Origin of the sequence: Marivita lacus (assembly GCF_014637725.1) — a bacterium.
GTDB lineage: Bacteria > Pseudomonadota > Alphaproteobacteria > Rhodobacterales > Rhodobacteraceae > Marivita > Marivita lacus.
Genome location: NZ_BMFC01000004.1, coordinates 57,280 through 74,389, shown reverse-complemented (window position 1 = coordinate 74,389; position 17,110 = coordinate 57,280). Strand labels below are relative to the sequence as shown.

Below are 17,110 nucleotides of genomic sequence, written 5' to 3'. Positions count from 1 at the left end.
GCTCACTCCGGGCTGACAGCCTTTCGCCACTGACCTTCGTCAGCCGGCGAACCAGATGCCCAGCATCCATAGCCCCATGCCAGCCATGATGAGGTTTTCCGACAGCGAAATCGCCCCGAGCGGCACGTTCGAATCGCCGCCGACGCAGGCGCATTTCAGGTCGCGCTTTTCCACATAGACGGCCTTGATGACGCTGACCGCGCCGATGGTTCCGATGAAGATGCCCACGGGCGCTACGAGCCAGATCAACGTGCTGCCGGTGCCGATCAGGGCCATCATGCCGACCCCGGCCCAGAGCTCGGCGAAGGGATAGACATAGGCGTAGGGTACATAGCGCCTCGCGAGCAGGTCGTAGCCCAGGAATCCGTTCACGAAGCCGCCCACATCCTGAAGCTTCTGGATCGCCAGTACGACCATCGAGATCGCGAAGAACCATTTGAGAAAAGGCAGGACCGGGAAGCCGTCGTAGAGATTCCAGATGATTGCCAAGGCCATCAGGAAGGTCGTTCCGAAGATCGCGATGATCGGCATGTAGGTCGTGTCGTCCTTGCCGAGAACGCGGTAGCCGAAGTGCTTCTTGAGGTCGGTGAATCCGCCAATCCGCTCACCGTTGATGAAGGCCTGCGGCGTCGTCTCCACGCCATGCGCCTTCATGTAGGCTTCCACCTCGTCTCTCGAGGTCAGCAGGTTGTCGTCAACCTCATAACCCTTGTGTTCCAGCAGAGCCTTCGACTTCAGGCCGAACGGGCAGAGATGCCCTGGCATCGCCATCCTGTAGAGTGATGCAGTCTTTTCGCTGCCCCGACTCTTGTCCCGGGCGAGGGCGGGACGGTCGATATTGATGTCTGTCTCGGTCATGTCCTTACCTCATTCGATTGGAACGGTGCGGGTCACCGGCGTGAGTTGCGGACGAAATAGACAATGCCGGCGATCAGGAAGATCACGACAAGCACGGTTATCAGACCCACGCCCCCCATCATCCAGCCCATGCCCTCCATCATTTCGTCATGCTGCATCATGTCGGTCTCCTTGGTTCCGCTTCAGCTCGCACAGCCGTAAACGCCGCGGTATCCCGCGCGCAGACCCGCATCGAGCGAGAGCGTAAGGTCGGTCTCTTGGCGCTCTTCGAAGGCGTCCAGCAAGGCGTCTCCGCCAGGCGCGGTCAGGCCGAGGGTAATCCCGTCCGCCGTTAGCGTCGGACCGGTCGAGAGCGCGGCAGTATCTTCGGCATCGAGCTGGACCAGATCGCCGCTGAGCTTGACGAAGGCCGCGCCATCGTCGCCGATGGCCAGCACCGGCGGGCTGGTCTGTGTGTAGGAGAAGGTGCAGGCGGGTCCATCGGGGAAGAGCTGGGCAAGATCCGCATCGGTCAGAAAACCGGGATCGAGCACGGCGAGATGCGCGCTCGACAGCGCCTCTTCCAGCGACACGATGGAGGCGGAGCCGCTCTGCTGTTCCTGTACGACGCCTCCGGTATCCAGATCGCTGATGAGCCAGCGCATTTCTGCTATTTCCTTGTCCTGCGCGTAGATGATCTCATCGGCCAGCTTGCGGACGCGCGGATCGGAGATGTTCGCCCGGCTCGACGTCATGATGGCGATGGAATGGTGCGGGATCATCGCGCGCATGTAGCTGGCATCGCCTATTGTGGCCTGGCTGCGCACCAGCCAGAGGGTCAAGGCGAACGCGATGGCCGCTCCGGCGAAGATCGCCGCGTTCACAGCCTTGTTGGAATACATCTTGAGCATGAAGGCGAGCATGATGATCGCCATGGTCGCGCCCATCAGCAACGCCATGTACCCCCGCGTCTCCGACCAGTAGGCGTGGCTGACGAGGTAGGTGTTCAGGTACATAAGCCCAAACATGACAACCGTCGAGGTCGCGATCATGGCGGCGAAACGACCATATCCCATCCCGCCACTCTCGTGTTTTCCGTCTTCCCGTGCCATGATGTCCTGAATGCTCCTTCGGGATCATATTTGTACGACCAACCCAATGTTGTGTAGAAGGTTCCAACCTGGACTGACTTGCACGACTGGAAGGGCAGAGCAGGACATCGCAATTCGGTTGTCAGCGCCGGATCTCTCGCCCGTGGGGTTCGAACTGGTCGAAAAGCACATGCTACATGACGGTGATGACCAGATCATCGCGCTGGCTCACACGTCGGTTGACGGGATGGTTTTCAACGCGCCCCGCTGCCATGACAGGTATGCCAATCTGCGCTTCGGCCCCGCGCCGCACAGTCCAGCACAGCGTGACGTCCATGGCGAAATACTGTCTGATCCGCCCCCGCAGATCGTCAGCCAGGAAACTCTCCAGATCGATCCGCGCCGGGTCCACCGGAACGGACGGCAGCAGGTCCAAGGCTCCGGGTGCGGACACCCGCATCTCCGCCGCCTCGCGCAAGGCAGTCATTCAGGGCAGGTCGATCTCCTGTTCGGCTTGCGGATGTCAGTGCGAGTCGAGGTCTCAGCGGTCCTTCCCCAAGGACGCTGCGGGTTCACGGCCAGATCCGCCCAGTTCAAGGCGTTTGCACGACCGCAGACGGCGCTCGGGGCGAAAAAAGCCTGATCCTGTGCGGTTCAATCTTGCTACCCGCCGGCAGCCGACTTGGGGAATGTCGGTCAATATGAGGGCGGTTGGTAAAGTCGGACATATGGGCAGACTTACCATCGGCGCGATCCTGAAATCAAACGGCCCCCGCCAGAGGTTCAAACAGAACGGCTGGTAACAATCCGTGGAACCCTCAGGGCTGGATGCGTGTTTAGGAGAGGAAGATGCAAATAAGGAGAGAATGATGAACTGGGACCAGATCAAAGGCAATTGGAAGCAGATGACCGGCTCCATCAAGGAGAACTGGGGCAAGCTGACTGACGATGAAATACAGCAAGCCGAAGGAAATTACGACCAACTCGTCGGCAAGATTCAGGAGCGCTACGGCATCGGAAAAGAGGAAGCCAAGCAACAGGTGGACGAGTACGCTGCAAAACAATAGATGTCGTTCTGCCATTATGGCGGCGGCTCTGTACGCACATCAATGAACAGAACTTATAGACTGCACGTCGCCTTCGCGGCGTGCTTTCTACTTTGGCGGGTTTCACAGACTTACCTGCAAATCAATCTTTCGACTTTTATCCCTGAGGGTACACCCGGGTGGCGCTCGCCATTGCGGGCGCAGCGAATGGCAGGTCCGGTCACCCTCCGACGCCGGGGTTCATGAACTCTTCGCAATCAATCCGACAAACCGGCTGGCAGCGGTTTCCGATACCTACTTGCGCCCCCCGAATACGGCGACCGCCGAGCTTCGTCCGCCACCTGCGGCCTCTGCCGCGAAGCCGAAATGCGATGCGGCTGCGCTGCCGAGCGATCTTTCGGACCCTGAGCCCGCAGCAACCCATTCGGAGATGATCGCGGCAACATCTTCTCGCGTCAGGGTGGCTCCCGTTCCGCCGAGGCTGGCGCTTTGCAGCGCGAGGCTCGTCCATCCAGATGCCCCTTCGGGCAACAATCCGAATACATTTTTGGGCAGCGCTTCGGCGTCGCCGGCGAGGCGCGCCAGTACCCGCTCGGCGACGCTGTCCAAGGCATCACTGCGTTCGAGCCGATCATGTCCGGCAGCCGCGCGCGCCGCGTTGATTTCATCAAGTGCCAGATCCCGCGCGGCCTTAAGTGTCAGCCGTTCGGCGTCGCCATCCCCCGCTGAATCCGCGCCGGGACCGAAAAACGTCTGCACGGCATAAATCTCGTCGCCTCGCCCAACGATCCCGAACCCGAAACTGTCAAAGCCCTCGGACAGAATGTTCTCGCGATGGCCGGGGCTTTGCATCCAGCCTTCGTGAAAGGCGCGCACCCGAGCGAGCTCCGGTGGGGTCGGACAGCCTTCGCATTTCGCGATGTTTTCACCGCTGAGCCCCCAGCGGCTTCCTCCCGCCGCAAGCAAACGCTCGAAGGGCGTTTCTCCTTCGGGCGTCACGTGAGCGTAGTAGTCCCTTTCGAGCATGTCGGTCGCATGGCCCTGCGCGACCTCATTCAACAATTCGCTGGGTCCGAGTTCGGAAAGTCCCGCCTCGGCACGCGCGGCATTGGTCAGATCAAGCGCCTCCTGCCGTAACGCCGAGATATCCCCAGTTTCCTGCGCGACTGCGTATCCGACGCTTGCCCCCAGCATTCCCAATGCCAAGGCAAAGGGTGCGAAAGCCCGAAGTTTGCTCAAGGTCGTCCCTCCACCGTGCTCAATCATCGCAGTCACCCGTTTATAGCGCCAACCACTCAACCGATGGAAAAGGTGTTCGTTCCGCCATTGACGGATGTATCCGCGGGATAATCACCAGGTTGCATGCTTTCAAAGATGCCAGGTCAGATTTCTTTCACGCGAGCACAAATACATCCTCCGGAATGCCCACCAACGACACCTTTCGTCAGGCTGACGATGTGACGGTACTCAACCAATGGAAGGTGCCGCTTCCCGATCAGACGAAATCCTCGGCCAGCTACCTGGTTCTCGACCTGTCCGATCCAAGTTCTGTCGGGTTGACGCAGGTCGATGTGCTTGGGCGCGGGATGGGCGGGACCGACGGGCCGATCTTTGCCGTCAAGAAGGTCGTCTGAACTGAACTTGCACCACATTCTCCGAACCGGAGGATTGCCCGTTTGCGTGCTCTGTCCTACCAGTGTTGCATGACTCATGCCATCAAGATCGAACGGGCCGAACTGCGCCTTGTGCATCTGCCCCTGCTGACGCCCTTCGTGATCTCCACCGGGACGATGACGCACAAGACCTTTCCGCTGCTGGTGTTGCGCGGCGAGGGTGTGGACGGCATGGCCGAAGGGGTGATGGACCCGCTGCCCGACTATCTCGAGGAAACCATCGCTGGGGCGCTGGATCTCTTGCGCAACGCGGTGCTGCCCAGGCTTGTGGGACTGCGCATCGGCAGCCCTTCGGACATCGCCCCGCTGCTGGCGCCGTGGCGCGGCAACCGGATGGCCAAGGCGGTGGTCGAGATGGCGGTCTGGGACCTCTGGGCGCGGTCGCTGAACCAGCCGCTCTGTCACCTGCTGGGCGGTGTGCGCGACCGGATCGAGGTGGGGGTGAGCCTTGGCATCGCGCCGCTGGATGTGACGCTCGACCGGATCGCCGAGGCGCAGGCGCAGGGCTATCGGCGGGTCAAGCTGAAGATCAAACAGGGGCATGATCTGACGTTGCTGGCAGGCGTACGTGCCGAATTTCCGGACATAAAGCTCACGGTCGATGCCAACACCGACTACACGCTGTCCGACCTGCCGGTCCTGCGCGGGATGGATGCGTTCGACCTTGATTACATCGAACAGCCCCTGGCCTTCGACGACATCCTCGATCACGTGCAGGTGCAGGCAGCGCTGAACACCGCGATCTGTCTCGACGAGAGCATCCGCACCGCCAAGGACGCGCGCATCGCGCTGCAAATGGGTGCTGCGCGGGTCATCAACATCAAGGTGGGCCGCGTCGGAGGGATTGCCGAAGCGCGCGCGATCCATGATGTGAGTGCTGCCTTCGGCGCGCCGGTCTGGTGCGGCGGCATGCTCGAAAGCGGGGTGGGGCGGGCGCATAACATCCACCTCGCGACGCTGCCCAACTTCACCAAGCCCGGCGACACATCAAGCGCCAGCCGTTATTTCGCGCGCGATATCGTGAACGAACCGCTCGAGGCGACGGACGGGCTGATGCCGGTGCCACCGGGGCCGGGGATCGGGGTGACGCTGGATCATGTGGCGCTGGATGCGGTGTCCGAGGTGATCGAGGTCTGGACCGCATGACCGGTCTGGTGCTGCGCGATCTGGCCTCGCTGGCCGAGATGAAGGCGTCCGAGGCGTTCCAGCGCGCGGTCTGGGGTGCGGATGATCCGCCCGACAATTCCGACATGTTGCTGGCAATCCAGCACGAGGGCGGGCTGGTCGCCGGGGCCTTTGACGGGGGCCGGATGGTGGCGTTCCTGTTCGCCTTTCCGACCAGCGAGTCTGCTGCGCAGCATTCGCACCGGCTGGGGGTGCATCCCGACTGGCAGGGGCAGGGGCTTGGCCTGCGGATGAAGCTTTATCAGAAGGAGTGGTGCCTTGCGCGCGGCATCAGCCGGGTGCGCTGGACCTATGATCCGGCGCGGCGCGCCAATGCGGTGCTGAACATTCACCGGCTCGGGGCCACCGCGCGGACCTATTACCGCGATTATTACGGCGTGATGGAGGGCATCAACGCGGGGTTACCTTCGGATCGGTTGCTGGCCGAGTGGGATTTGACGCGGCCTGCGGATGCAGAGGCCACACCCGCCGGAACGGTGCCAATCCCTGCCGATTTCGCAAAGCTTGCCTTGGATGATCCCGGCGCGGCCCTTGCCGAACGTCTGCGCATTCGCACGGCGTTGGAAGGCGCCTTTGCCGACGGATTGCAGATCGCAGGGTTCGACCGGTCACAGAACGCGTACCTCCTCGCCCGCGCCTAGCCATCGATGGCGTTGCGGAACGTGGTCAGGAATCCTTGGGCATTATCGCGCAGCGATGGGCCAAGATAGCCGCCCTCCTGAATGAGCACTGTCGGCAGACCCATCGCGGCGATGCGGCGGGCCATCTCGGCAAAGCCATCCGCATAGACCTGCACCGCCGCCAGCGGATCGTCGGCTGCCATGTCAAAGCCCAATGACACCACCAGCGCCTCTGCGCCGAACGCCTGGATCGCGGCAATCCCCCGGTCAAGGGCCGCCAGCACTTCGGTCTCGCCATCGCCCATGTTCAGCACTTCGTTGCGCGTGGCCCCCGCGCCGTCACCTTCGCCGGTTTCGTCGGCATAGCCAAGGTAGAAGGTCGGATAGACCGCGGGGTCAGGATGCAATGAGCAGAAGAACACGTCGCCCCGGTCGTAGAAGATGTCGAGGCTGCCATTGCCGGTATGCACATCCACATCCAGCAGCGCCACCTTGTCCCATGTGCCCCGCAGGTGATGCGCGGCGATGGCGGCGTTGTTGAAGAAACAGAACCCGTTGGCGCAGTCCTTCATCGCATGATGGCCCGGCGGGCGGCTTAGCCCATAGGCGGCGCGGGCACCTTTGATCACGTCATCCGCAGCGGCAAGCGCGGTTTGCGCCGACCAGTAGATCGACGGATAGGTGTCGGCGGTCAGCGGCGTGGAGGTGTCGGTCATCCACCAGCCCATTGCGCCGTTGATGTCGGTGGGGCAGCGCCCGCGCCGCGTGCCGGGATGGCGCGTCGGGATGCCCATCGCGCCCTCGGGAGCCTCGGCCAGAAAGCGGGCATGGGCATCTACGAAGAAGTCGACATAGGCGGGGTCGTGCACCGCCTTGATCGGCCCGGTACCGAAATCACCGGGCGCGTCGACCGAAAACCCGTTTGCCAGCAGCATGTCGCGCAGCAGGATCGCGCGTTCGGGCTGTTCGGGATGCGGCATCGGCGCGCCGCCCCGGTAATAGACCTCGGGACGGTGGCCAAGCTGGCGCGGGTCGAAATAGGTTTTCAAGCAAGATCTCCTGACGTCATCTGGGTCGTTATGTCAGCCCATCATGCCGCGATCCGGCTTGCCATGCCAGCCCCGGACCCGTTACCAGTATCGCGAGACCTTCCGACATTGTGAAAGATGTGCCCCATGGATCTGCGCCCGAATTCCGACGAAGCCCGCGACATCGCCTATCATTTCCACGGCTATACCAACCCGCGCGTGCATGAACAGAACGGCCCGCTGATCATGGACCGGGGCGAGGGCGTGCACGTCTTCGACACCCATGGCAACAAGTATATCGAGGGCATGTCCGGCCTCTGGAGCGTGGCGGTCGGCTTCAATGAACAGCGCCTGATCGACGCCGCGACACGGCAGATGAGCAAGCTGCCTTATTACCACAACTTCGCGCATCGCTCGCACGGGCCTGCGATCGATCTGGCGGAAAAGCTGATCGGCATGGCGCCGGTGCCGATGAGCAAGGTGTTCTTCACCAATTCCGGGTCCGAGGCGAACGACACGATCCTCAAGATGGTCTGGTACCGCTCCAACTCCATGGGCAAGCCGGAGAAGAAAAAGGTGATCTCGCGCATTCGCGGCTATCACGGGGTCACGATTGCCTCCGCATCGATGACCGGGCTTCCCTATAACCACAAATCCTTCGACCTGCCGCTGCCGGGCATCCTGCACACCACCTGCCCGCATTACTGGCGCGAGGGGCAGGAGGGCGAGAGCGAGGAACAGTTCGCGACCCGCTGTGCCGACGACCTCGATGCGATGATCCAGGCCGAAGGGCCCGACACGATCGCCGCCTTCATCGCCGAACCTCTGATGGGCGCAGGTGGCGTGGTGGTTCCCCCCAAGACCTATTGGGAGAAGATCCAGAAGGTTCTGGGCAAGTACGAGATCCTGCTGATCGCCGACGAGGTGATTTGTGGGTTTGGTCGCACCGGCAGGATGTTTGGCTGTGAAACCTACAACATCAAGCCCGACATCATGACCATGTCCAAGCAGATCACCTCGTCCTACTTCCCGTTCTCGGCCTTCATGATGACCGAAGAGGTCTATGCGCCCATCGCCGACGAATCCGGGCGCATCGGCGTGCTGGGTCACGGCTATACCGGCGGCGCGCATCCGGTGGGGGCTGCGGTGGCGCTTGAAAACCTGAGCATCATCGAAGAACGCAATCTCGTGGACAATGCCGCCGAACGCGGGGCCGAATTGCAGGCTGGACTGGCCAAATTCACCGATCACCCGCTGGTGGGCGAAGCGCGCGGCGTCGGCCTCATCGCCGCATTGGAGATCGTCGCCCCCGAAGGCCGCAAGGACGAGTTTGCCCCCGGCAAGCTGGGTGCGGGGCTGAACGTGCATTTCCTCAAGAACGGGTTGATTTCGCGCAACATGATGGACGCCATGGCCTTCTGCCCGCCGCTGATCATCAAGGCACCGCAGATCCGCGAGATCCTGTCGGTGGTTGAACGCAGCCTCGACGGGTTCTCCGCTGAGTTGTCGACCTGATCCTGTCCCGCGCCCCTCACGGAAAACAGGTCGAGGGGCGCGCACTTGACCTGCTTCCGCATCACGTCACCTAGCGTAACTTCGGTCGCGCAATACAGTTTTACGTTGACTTGTGGCCCCTCCGGTCTGTTCACTCGCCATTACATAATGGCAGCAAAAAGCCGCTGACTGGAGGAAACCCATGACTTTCAAGACACTCGCCCTTGCGAGCACGATGCTGACAGGGCTTGCCGGTCTCGCCGCCGCAGAAGAGCTGCGCTTTGATGATGTGTTCATCATCGGCGACTCGCTCAGTGATGCGGGGGCCTATTCGCAATCGGTGATCGCGGGTGGCATGGGCGCGCTGCCGGTCATCAATTACAAGTTCCTGACCAATGCCCCCGATGGCTCGTCGCTGACCTATGGCGAAGTGCTTGGCCGCTCTCTCGGGCTTGATCTTGGGCCAAACCTCTATTCCTCGGTCCCGCTGGCCGGACAGGGTGAAGTGGCGCTGGGCGGCACGATCTATGCCGAAGGCGGGTCACGGGTCACGGATCCGCAGGGCATCGGCTTCAATCCGTCGCTGGGCGTCACAACACGGCCCCTGTCCGAACAGGTGGACCGGATGCTGGCCGACCGCCCGACGCTGGGCGACAACGACCTGGTGATCCTCTGGGGTGGAGCCAATGATGTCTTCACTCAGGCCGGGGCGGTGGGCGGAGGCCTGATCGCGCCACAGGATGCGGCGGCCAACATGGCGCAGGCGGCGACCGACCTTTTGGGGCTTGTCGACCGGGTCAAGGCGGCCGGGGCAGAGTCGGTGATCGTGGTCACCATCCCCGACATCGGCGCGACGCCGTTTGGCCTGTCGCTGGGGCCGCAGGGCGCGGCGCTGCAGACAAGCCTCGCAGACACGTTCAATGCCACGCTGCTGGCGTCGATAGGTGACCGTGCCGTCGTCGTTGATGCGGGCAAACTGCTGACGGCGGTGCAGGACAACCCGGTCCGCTACGGCTTTTCCGCGCCGAATGCCGCGACCGTCCCCGCCTGTAGCGGCAACGCGATCAGTTGTGTTCAGGGCATCAATGCCAGCGCCGACAGCGAAGACAGGGTGTTCGCCGACGGGGTGCATCCCACGACCTCGGCACACCAGATCTTCGGTCAGGCTGCCTTTGCCGGGCTTCAGGCCGCGACGCAGACCGGTGCGATTTCCGTGGCGACGATGACCGCGCTGCGCCAGCACGGGCTGTCCATCGAGAACCGCATGAACCCGACCGTGTTGTTCACCACCGACGAGAACGGCACCCCGCGCCGCCGCGAAGTGGGCGAGGTCGATGTCTATGCCAGCCTCGAATTCGGCAGGTTCGAAGGCGATGCGCAGCAGGTCACACCGGGGATCGAAGGCGCGACAAAGGTGCTCAAGCTGGGCGCCGATATTGCCGTGGCACCGAACGCCACCATCGGCGCGGGCCTCAGCTTTGACGCCGGAGAGGTGGATTTCGACAATGACGCGGGCGGCTTTGACAGCGACCTGATGATCGGCGTCGTGTTCGGTCAGGTCGCCCTGTCGCCCAAGTATTACGTCAACGCGGCCTTCGGCGGCGGCACGATGCAGGTCGATGACATCACCCGCAGCTTTGCGCTTGGACCGGCGACCGAAACCTACACCGCCGACACTGACGGCAGCTACCGCTTTGCCCGCATTGGCGGTGGGGCACTCTATTCGGTGAACGGCACCACGCGCCTGAACCCGTTTGCGCATTACACATGGGAAAAGGTCTCGGTCGACGGGTTCACCGAATCCGACGGCGCGGCAAGCCTGTCCTACGGCGACACCGAGTACGAATCGAGCCGGATCACCGCGGGGCTGTCGGCGATCTTTTCGCCCGCCAACATGGACGGGCTTGTGTTCAACCTGCGCGGCTCCATCGAACATGACTTCAACGACGATCCGCTCGTCGTGTCGCTCGGTCCGAACGCCGATACGCTGGGCAGCGTGTCCGCACCGCGCCCGGATCAGACATGGGGGTATATCGGCGGATCGGTGGTCAAGGAGATGGGATCGGGCGCGTTCCTGAGCCTGTCCGGCAGCAGCTCCATCGGGCTGGACGGCGCGCGCGGCTTTACAGGGGCCGTGACCTACAAGATGACGTTCTGATCGGGGCGGGGGCTTCGGCCCCCGTGCGGTCCACCGGAAACGACAAAGGCTGCCTCATGGCAGCCTTTTGCATTACGTGGCGTATCGGTGAGACGGGGTCAGCCGCCCCAGACGCGCACCGGGCCGCAATCCATATGGACAAAGTTCGACCCCGAATAGCGACCGACACCGCCCGCCTGACACGCCGCTGCCGCCCGCGCCATCTGGCTGACAGACCGCGAGTTGAGGCGCAAATCGGCTGCCTGACCCTTGAGATGGAGCGAATTCTTGGCAACGCCGGAACTGCGGCTGCGCAGCATGGCATTGGTTTGCGGGCTGCGATAGCCGCTCAGAAGCATGTAGGGTTCGGACACATCCAGCATGTTGTGCGCCGCTGCCATGATGTCGATGGTGCGCAGATCGATGTATTTCACGTCATCGGTGCGCCAATCGCGCATGAAGTGATGCACTTCCTTGATGGCGTCCGCGATGTAATCGCCCTCGATCCAGTAGATCATGTCGATCCGTTCACCGGTGCGGCCCGAATACATCTTGATCCGTCGGATATCGCCCCCACCGCGCAGGAAACCTGCTGCATTCGCAAAGGTTGGTGCCGCAGTGACTGCCGTTGCCGCAAATGCGCCCAGCAAAGCACGGCGCGTAAAGCCGCCAGATACCGTATCAGTCATTGAAAAGTGCCTGTCCCGTTTTCGATGTTCCTGTTGCCCGCGCCGTTCCGTGGGCCTGCCGAGTCCGTACCGTGCAGAAACTATGACACATCCCGAATCCCAAAAAAACCGAAAGTTCCCGGGAAAATTCCCGATCAAGGGTTTTCGGCAAGTTCCTGCTTAAATCACCAAACTGTGTTAAAGTTACTCTATACCCGCTCGCGGTGCCGAACCGGCCGATGCACCGGTGCCTCAGGTCGCTCTTAAAACGCGAAACCAAACATTTTGTGAATGGACACTCTCTTTGGGCGGCAAGACGATGGGGAACGGTAAGGCGATATTTTTCGTTGGTATCACGTAACTTGGGAGACATTGGATGACCCACCGGACGTTTTTGCGCGGCGCAGCAGTGATTGCCTTGCTGGCGACCAGCACCCTCGCACCGCAAGGTGCCGGTGCCGTGCAGGTGACGGCGTTCCATCAGGCCGTGGCTGAAAACGTGTCCGGGGATGACCAGATCGCCGCCTTCTACCGCGAACGCGGGTTCGAACCGATCTGGACGGGGGGCACCCAAGCCGATCTGGAACGGCGCACCGCGCTGATCGAAGCGCTGAGCATGGCGGGCCATCACGGCTTGCCTGCCAGCAAGTACAACGCCGAAGCGATCCTGTCGCGCATGGCCTCGGTACGCAGCGCATACGACCGCGGATCGCTCGAAGTGGCGCTGACCGAACTGTACCTCGATTTTGCCCGCGACCTGCAGACGGGCGTGATCGACAACCCCCGCCGGGTGCGCGCCGAGATCGTGCGTGAGATCCCGCTGCGCGAAACCAGCTACTACCTCGATGGCCTGATGTCGGACACGCCGCGCGCCTTTCTTGGCGCGCTGGCCCCGCAGACGCCGGAATATGCGCGCCTGATGGGGGCCAAGTTGCGGCTCGAGAACACCATCGCCCATGGCGGCTGGGGGGTAACCGTGCCCTCGGGCAAGTTCGAACCGGGCGACACGGGGGCCGGTGTGGTGGCGTTGCGCGACCGTCTGATCGCGATGGGCTATCTCGACCGGACCGTGACCGCGCGCTATGATGCGTCGATCACAGAAGCCGTGCGCCTGTTCCAGGAAAACCACGGTCTCGAAGTCGATGGCATCGCAGGCGGCTCAACGCTCGACCAGATCAACACCACGCCGCAGGACCGGCTCAAATCCGTGATCGTCGCGATGGAGCGCGAACGCTGGATCAACATGCCCGGCGGTCTGGGACAGCGGCACATCCTCGTGAACCTCACGGATTTCAACGCCCGAATCTTTGATGACGGCAAGTTGACCTTCGAGACCCGTTCGGTGATCGGCCATCAGGAACGCGACCGCCAGACGCCCGAGTTTTCCGACGAGATGGACCACATGGTCATCAACCCCAGCTGGTTCGTGCCGCGCTCGATCATCGTCGGGGAATACCTGCCCAAGCTGCGCAACAATCCCGGCGCGGTGTCGCATCTGGAAATCGTGGACAGCCGGGGTCGCGTGGTCGGCCGCAACCAGAGTTTCGCGCGCTTCACCGAACGCAGCTTCCCGTTCTCGATGCGCCAGCGTCCGGGGCCGAACAACGCCTTGGGCAGCGTCAAGTTCATGTTCCCCAACAAGTACAACATCTATCTGCATGACACGCCTGCAAAAAGCCTGTTCTCGCACGAGGTGCGGACCTACAGCCACGGCTGCGTTCGTCTGAACGATCCGCATGACTTCGCCTATGCTCTGCTGGCGGCACAGACCTCCGACCCCGAGGGTTTTTTCCAGTCGCGCCTGCGAAGCGGGACCGAAACACGGGTCAATCTGGATAACCCCGTGCCCGTGCATCTGATCTACCGCACCGCCTTTACCACCGCCAAGGGCCACACCCAGTTCCGCCGCGACATCTACGGACGTGACGCCGAAATCTGGGATGCGCTCAGCGCGGCAGGGGTGGAGATCGGCGGCGTTCGCAGCTAGACCTTCGGCCAATCAGGCCGGAGGTGTGCATGCCCTTTACCATTGCTGAGATCGCAGCCGCCCTTGGCATCCGCGCCGAGGGCGACACATCACTGTCGGTGTCCGCTGTTGCCGAACCGTCGCAGGCGCGCGCGTACGACCTCGCACTGGCGATGAAACCCGAATTTGCAACCCAGTTGGCCGATGGGCGCGCCCGCGCTGCGATGCTCTGGGCCGGTGCGGATTGGCAGGCTTTGGGCCTGTCGGCAGCCTTGCTCGCGCCGCGCCCGCGCTATGCCATGTCGGGCCTGTCTGCGATGATGGATGCGGGTGCGGGCTATGGCGTTGGGATCCACCCCACTGCCGTGATCGACCCGACCGCGACACTGGCCGAGGGCGTGTCCGTTGGTCCGTTTGCGGTGATCGGAGCGGATGCGGTGATCGGCGCAGGGTCGGTGATCGGCGCGCAGGTGTTTGTCGGGCGGGGCGCGCGGATCGGGCAGGGCGCGCTGTTGCATCCCGGTGTGCGGATCGGCCACGATGTCACCATCGGCGACCGCTTCATTGCGCATTTCGGCGCAACTGTGGGTGCGGACGGGTTTTCCTTTGTCACGCCGGAACCATCAGCCGCAGAAAAGGTCCGCGAAACGCTGGGGGATCAGGCGGGCGCCACCGCGCAAAGCTATGCCCGCATCCATTCGCTGGGCGGAGTCGTGATCGGCGACGATGTGGAATTGGGTGCCAACAGCTGCATTGACCGGGGCACGGTGCGCGCCACGCAGATCGGCAACGGCTGCAAGTTCGACAACCTTGCCCAGATCGGCCACAACGTGGTGATCGGCAATGACTGCCTGATCTGCGCGCAGGTCGGCATCGCCGGATCGAGCCGCATCGGCAACAACGTGGTGCTGGGCGGTCAGACCGGGGTCAGTGACAACCTCTTTATCGGCGACAATGTCATCACTGGCGGCGCCACCAAGGTGCTGTCCAACGTGCCTGCGGGGCGGGTGATGCTGGGTTACCCGGCGATGAAGATGGACACGCAGCTTGACCTCTACAGGCAATTGCGCCGCCTGCCGCGCCTGATCGCGGATGTGGCCGCACTCAAGAAATCGGTTTCAAAGCCCGACTCAAGTGACTAAATCACCCCCTAGTCAGCAATCAGCCTCTGGGGACTTCACATGAGCGTGACAGACAGGGTCATTCGCATCATCGCCGAGCAGGCCATGATCGAGCCGTCGGACGTGGCCTTGACAGACACCATGCAGGATCTTGGGATCGACAGCATGGGGCTTGTCGAATGCATCTTCGCTCTGGAAGAGGAATTCGACATCACCGTGCCCTTCAACGCCAATGAACCGCAGGCCAGCGATTTCGACATCTCGTCGGTGGAAACGGTGGTCGCCGGGGTCGAACGGCTTGTCGCCCGGCAAAAGGACTGAATCTGCATGAAGCGCGTGGTCATCACCGGGGCAGGGACCGTCAACGCGCTGGGGCTGAACGTGCCCGACACGCTTGAGGCGATGCGCGAGGGGCGCTGCGGGATCGGCGCGCTCAAATTCCGGGATGTCGAACGTCTGGCCATCCAGATCGGCGCGCAGGTCCACGAGTTCGACGAGACCGCGCATTTCAACCGCCAGCAATTGTCGCTCTATGACCGCTTCACCCAGTTCACCCTGATCGCGGCCCGCGAGGCGCTGGCACAGGCGGGGCTGGAGTTTTCGGGCGAATTGGCTGCGCGCTCGGGTGTCGTGCTGGGCAATTCCGGGGGCGGGATGACGACGCTCGATGAAAATTACCGCAGCGTCTACGAAGAGGGCAAGAACCGGGTGCATCCCTTCGTGGTGCCCAAGCTGATGAACAACGCGGCTGCAAGCCACGTGTCGATGGAGTTCAACCTCAAGGGTCCGTCCTTTACGGTCTCCACCGCCTGCGCCTCGTCGAACCACGCCATGTCACAGGCCTTCCAGATGGTGCATGGCGGTCTGGCCCCGGTGATGATCACCGGCGGATCGGAATCCATGCTCTGCTTCGGCGGCGTCAAGGCGTGGGAAGGGCTGCGCGTCATGTCCAAGGACGCCTGCCGGCCGTTTTCGGCCAATCGCAACGGCATGGTGCAGGGCGAAGGCGCGGGCGTTTTCGTGTTCGAGGAATATGAGCATGCCCGCAAGCGCGGCGCCGAGATGCTGGCCGAAGTGGTGGGCTTTGCCATGACCTCGGACGCGTCCGACATCGTGATGCCGTCCAAGAACGGTGCCGCGCGCGCCATCGCGGGGGCGCTGCATGATGCCAAGCTCAATCCGCAGGATGTGGGCTATATCAACGCCCACGGCACCGGCACGGCGGCCAATGACAAGACCGAATGCGCCGCAGTCGCGGATGTGTTCGGCGCCCATGCCGACCGGTTGATGATCTCGTCCACCAAGTCGATGCACGGCCACTGCATCGGCGGCACTGGCGCGATCGAGCTTCTGGCCTGCATCATGGCCCTGCGCGACGGGGTCATCGCCCCCACCATCGGCTACGAGGAACCGGACCCCGAATGCGCGCTCGACGTGGTGCCCAACGAGGCGCGCGAGGCACGGGTCGAGGTGGCCCTGTCCAACGCCTTTGCCTTCGGCGGGCTGAACGCCGTACTGGCGCTGCGGCGGGTGTAGGCGTGTGGGTCATATGGCCCGCTGCCTGCAACCTCCGGGTCAGGCGGCGGCGCGGTATCTGAGCAAGAAAAGCCGCTGTCCCTGATCGCGAAATCCGCCTGCTTCCCATTTCAGGTCTTCTGCAAGGTTCAACAATTCCCAGCCGACCGGTCCACCGATCCCTATGCAGGCGTTCTTGTTTCCTGCCGCGATGCCTGCACCAGTGGCGATCATCGCGTGCACCAATGTACCGTCCCTGAAGAAGCCGAGAAACGCGCCTTGGGGCACTTTCTGCATGTCGGTTTTTCCGGTCACCGGACTGTCGTCAAGACTGATGACATGTTTGCAATCATTGCCTGACACGGGCTTCTTGGGTTTCTTGATGCCGGCCTTTGCCTGGGTTTCGATGACGGCATCCCAACACATGAGCGCCGACAGACTCATGTAGAAATCCGATTTCTCCGTCGCGGAATCGCGCGCAATCTGTGCCGCTACGTGACCTTTCATTTTCCAATTCCCCTGTTGAAAATAACTTGTCAGCAGTTTGTGTGGAGATCGGAAACGGATCAAGACTTACTTGGTGACAGTTATCTGCCTTGGCGGGATGGCAATAGGCGACTCAGCGCACGCCCGGTTTCCGGATCGTTAACGCCTCCTGCGCCATACCCCCGCCCACGATGCGCATCGAGCGGGAAGGGTCACTCCCATGCCGCGACACCAGAACTGACC

Annotated in this window: 18 protein-coding genes; 10 read left to right on the top strand and 8 right to left on the bottom strand. The window is 62.4% G+C overall.

Going from position 1 to position 17,110, the window contains the following annotated elements:
- Positions 1 to 39 precede the first annotated feature (39 nt).
- The 4 genes from IEV82_RS10210 to IEV82_RS10200 form a co-directional block, all read right to left on the bottom strand.
- The gene (locus IEV82_RS10210; protein WP_188481933.1) at positions 40 to 858 is read right to left on the bottom strand and encodes a MauE/DoxX family redox-associated membrane protein; all 819 of its coding nucleotides are present in this window, start codon (positions 856 to 858) and stop codon (positions 40 to 42) included.
- A 32-nt stretch (positions 859 to 890) separates the two neighbouring features.
- Positions 891 to 1,019, bottom strand: a complete 129-nt coding sequence (locus IEV82_RS23905; protein ID WP_268236114.1) for a hypothetical protein — start codon at positions 1,017 to 1,019, stop codon at positions 891 to 893.
- A gap of 21 nt (positions 1,020 to 1,040) precedes the next feature.
- Positions 1,041 to 1,913: a DUF6692 family protein gene (locus IEV82_RS10205; RefSeq protein WP_188482136.1), complete on the bottom strand. Its 873-nt coding sequence runs from the start codon at positions 1,911 to 1,913 to the stop codon at positions 1,041 to 1,043.
- A 208-nt stretch (positions 1,914 to 2,121) separates the two neighbouring features.
- Positions 2,122 to 2,415 (bottom strand): hypothetical protein, encoded by a 294-nt coding sequence (locus IEV82_RS10200; protein WP_188481932.1) that lies wholly within the window; start codon positions 2,413 to 2,415, stop codon positions 2,122 to 2,124.
- 382 nt (positions 2,416 to 2,797) lie between these two features.
- Between IEV82_RS10200 and IEV82_RS10195 the strand changes: the two genes are divergently transcribed.
- Positions 2,798 to 2,995: a CsbD family protein gene (locus IEV82_RS10195; protein ID WP_188481931.1), complete on the top strand. Its 198-nt coding sequence runs from the start codon at positions 2,798 to 2,800 to the stop codon at positions 2,993 to 2,995.
- Between the two features lie 273 nt (positions 2,996 to 3,268).
- Here the strand turns inward: IEV82_RS10195 and IEV82_RS10190 are convergent, their stop codons facing one another.
- On the bottom strand, positions 3,269 to 4,213 hold the full coding sequence (locus IEV82_RS10190; protein ID WP_188481930.1) for a CAP domain-containing protein: 945 nt from the start codon (positions 4,211 to 4,213) through the stop codon (positions 3,269 to 3,271).
- Between the two features lie 182 nt (positions 4,214 to 4,395).
- Between IEV82_RS10190 and IEV82_RS10185 the strand changes: the two genes are divergently transcribed.
- The 3 genes from IEV82_RS10185 (at position 4,396) to IEV82_RS10175 (ending at position 6,473) form a co-directional block, all read left to right on the top strand.
- Complete coding sequence (locus tag IEV82_RS10185) at positions 4,396 to 4,608, top strand: hypothetical protein (protein WP_229747749.1); 213 nt, start codon at positions 4,396 to 4,398, stop codon at positions 4,606 to 4,608.
- Between the two features lie 69 nt (positions 4,609 to 4,677).
- A complete protein-coding gene (menC, locus tag IEV82_RS10180) occupies positions 4,678 to 5,793 on the top strand; it encodes an o-succinylbenzoate synthase (protein ID WP_188481928.1) in 1,116 nt (371 codons plus the stop codon).
- Positions 5,790 to 6,473 (top strand): GNAT family N-acetyltransferase, encoded by a 684-nt coding sequence (locus IEV82_RS10175; protein WP_188481927.1) that lies wholly within the window; start codon positions 5,790 to 5,792, stop codon positions 6,471 to 6,473. Before menC ends, IEV82_RS10175 begins: the two co-directional genes overlap by 4 nt.
- On the opposite strand, the gene IEV82_RS10170 is transcribed toward IEV82_RS10175, so the two are convergent.
- On the bottom strand, positions 6,470 to 7,501 hold the full coding sequence (locus IEV82_RS10170) for a histone deacetylase family protein (protein WP_188481926.1): 1,032 nt from the start codon (positions 7,499 to 7,501) through the stop codon (positions 6,470 to 6,472). The genes IEV82_RS10175 and IEV82_RS10170 overlap by 4 nt on opposite strands.
- Positions 7,502 to 7,627: 126 nt before the next feature.
- On the opposite strand from IEV82_RS10170, the gene IEV82_RS10165 reads away from it, so the two are divergent.
- Positions 7,628 to 8,995: an aspartate aminotransferase family protein gene (locus IEV82_RS10165; RefSeq protein ID WP_188481925.1), complete on the top strand. Its 1,368-nt coding sequence runs from the start codon at positions 7,628 to 7,630 to the stop codon at positions 8,993 to 8,995.
- Positions 8,996 to 9,176: 181 nt separating this feature from the next.
- Positions 9,177 to 11,132, top strand: coding sequence for an autotransporter domain-containing protein (locus IEV82_RS10160; protein WP_188481924.1), 1,956 nt, complete (start codon positions 9,177 to 9,179; stop codon positions 11,130 to 11,132).
- A 98-nt stretch (positions 11,133 to 11,230) separates the two neighbouring features.
- Here the strand turns inward: IEV82_RS10160 and mepK are convergent, their stop codons facing one another.
- Positions 11,231 to 11,800: a peptidoglycan L,D-endopeptidase MepK gene (gene mepK, locus IEV82_RS10155; protein ID WP_188481923.1), complete on the bottom strand. Its 570-nt coding sequence runs from the start codon at positions 11,798 to 11,800 to the stop codon at positions 11,231 to 11,233.
- 355 nt (positions 11,801 to 12,155) lie between these two features.
- On the opposite strand from mepK, the gene IEV82_RS10150 reads away from it, so the two are divergent.
- Genes IEV82_RS10150 through IEV82_RS10135 form a run of 4 tightly spaced genes read left to right on the top strand, consistent with a single transcriptional unit; the run spans position 12,156 to position 16,402 of the window.
- Positions 12,156 to 13,766 (top strand): L,D-transpeptidase family protein, encoded by a 1,611-nt coding sequence (locus IEV82_RS10150; RefSeq protein ID WP_188481922.1) that lies wholly within the window; start codon positions 12,156 to 12,158, stop codon positions 13,764 to 13,766.
- A gap of 29 nt (positions 13,767 to 13,795) precedes the next feature.
- Positions 13,796 to 14,887: a UDP-3-O-(3-hydroxymyristoyl)glucosamine N-acyltransferase gene (gene lpxD / locus IEV82_RS10145; protein ID WP_188481921.1), complete on the top strand. Its 1,092-nt coding sequence runs from the start codon at positions 13,796 to 13,798 to the stop codon at positions 14,885 to 14,887.
- Between the two features lie 39 nt (positions 14,888 to 14,926).
- Positions 14,927 to 15,187: an acyl carrier protein gene (locus tag IEV82_RS10140; RefSeq protein ID WP_188481920.1), complete on the top strand. Its 261-nt coding sequence runs from the start codon at positions 14,927 to 14,929 to the stop codon at positions 15,185 to 15,187.
- Between the two features lie 6 nt (positions 15,188 to 15,193).
- Positions 15,194 to 16,402 carry a beta-ketoacyl-[acyl-carrier-protein] synthase family protein gene (locus IEV82_RS10135; RefSeq protein WP_188481919.1) on the top strand — a complete coding sequence of 403 codons (1,209 nt, stop codon included), beginning with the start codon at positions 15,194 to 15,196 and terminating at the stop codon, positions 16,400 to 16,402.
- A 39-nt stretch (positions 16,403 to 16,441) separates the two neighbouring features.
- Here the strand turns inward: IEV82_RS10135 and IEV82_RS10130 are convergent, their stop codons facing one another.
- A complete protein-coding gene (locus IEV82_RS10130) occupies positions 16,442 to 16,951 on the bottom strand; it encodes a hypothetical protein (RefSeq protein ID WP_188481918.1) in 510 nt (169 codons plus the stop codon).
- Between the last annotated feature and the right edge of the window lie 159 nt (positions 16,952 to 17,110).

Bases quoted from the DNA above. Each gene is read 5' to 3' on its own strand.
- IEV82_RS10200 (WP_188481932.1), bottom strand. From the start codon at position 2,415: ATGACTGCCTTGCGCGAGGCGGCGGAGATGCGGGTGTCCGCACCCGGA.
- IEV82_RS10165 (WP_188481925.1), top strand. From the start codon at position 7,628: ATGGATCTGCGCCCGAATTCCGACGAAGCCCGCGACATCGCCTATCAT.
- IEV82_RS10175 (WP_188481927.1), top strand. From the start codon at position 5,790: ATGACCGGTCTGGTGCTGCGCGATCTGGCCTCGCTGGCCGAGATGAAG.
- lpxD (WP_188481921.1), top strand. From the start codon at position 13,796: ATGCCCTTTACCATTGCTGAGATCGCAGCCGCCCTTGGCATCCGCGCC.
- menC (WP_188481928.1), top strand. From the start codon at position 4,678: ATGACTCATGCCATCAAGATCGAACGGGCCGAACTGCGCCTTGTGCAT.
- IEV82_RS10150 (WP_188481922.1), top strand. From the start codon at position 12,156: ATGACCCACCGGACGTTTTTGCGCGGCGCAGCAGTGATTGCCTTGCTG.
- IEV82_RS10140 (WP_188481920.1), top strand. From the start codon at position 14,927: ATGAGCGTGACAGACAGGGTCATTCGCATCATCGCCGAGCAGGCCATG.
- IEV82_RS10205 (WP_188482136.1), bottom strand. From the start codon at position 1,913: ATGGGATATGGTCGTTTCGCCGCCATGATCGCGACCTCGACGGTTGTC.
- IEV82_RS10195 (WP_188481931.1), top strand. From the start codon at position 2,798: ATGAACTGGGACCAGATCAAAGGCAATTGGAAGCAGATGACCGGCTCC.
- IEV82_RS23905 (WP_268236114.1), bottom strand. From the start codon at position 1,019: ATGATGCAGCATGACGAAATGATGGAGGGCATGGGCTGGATGATGGGG.
- IEV82_RS10185 (WP_229747749.1), top strand. From the start codon at position 4,396: ATGCCCACCAACGACACCTTTCGTCAGGCTGACGATGTGACGGTACTC.
- IEV82_RS10210 (WP_188481933.1), bottom strand. From the start codon at position 858: ATGACCGAGACAGACATCAATATCGACCGTCCCGCCCTCGCCCGGGAC.
- IEV82_RS10160 (WP_188481924.1), top strand. From the start codon at position 9,177: ATGACTTTCAAGACACTCGCCCTTGCGAGCACGATGCTGACAGGGCTT.
- IEV82_RS10135 (WP_188481919.1), top strand. From the start codon at position 15,194: ATGAAGCGCGTGGTCATCACCGGGGCAGGGACCGTCAACGCGCTGGGG.
- mepK (WP_188481923.1), bottom strand. From the start codon at position 11,800: ATGACTGATACGGTATCTGGCGGCTTTACGCGCCGTGCTTTGCTGGGC.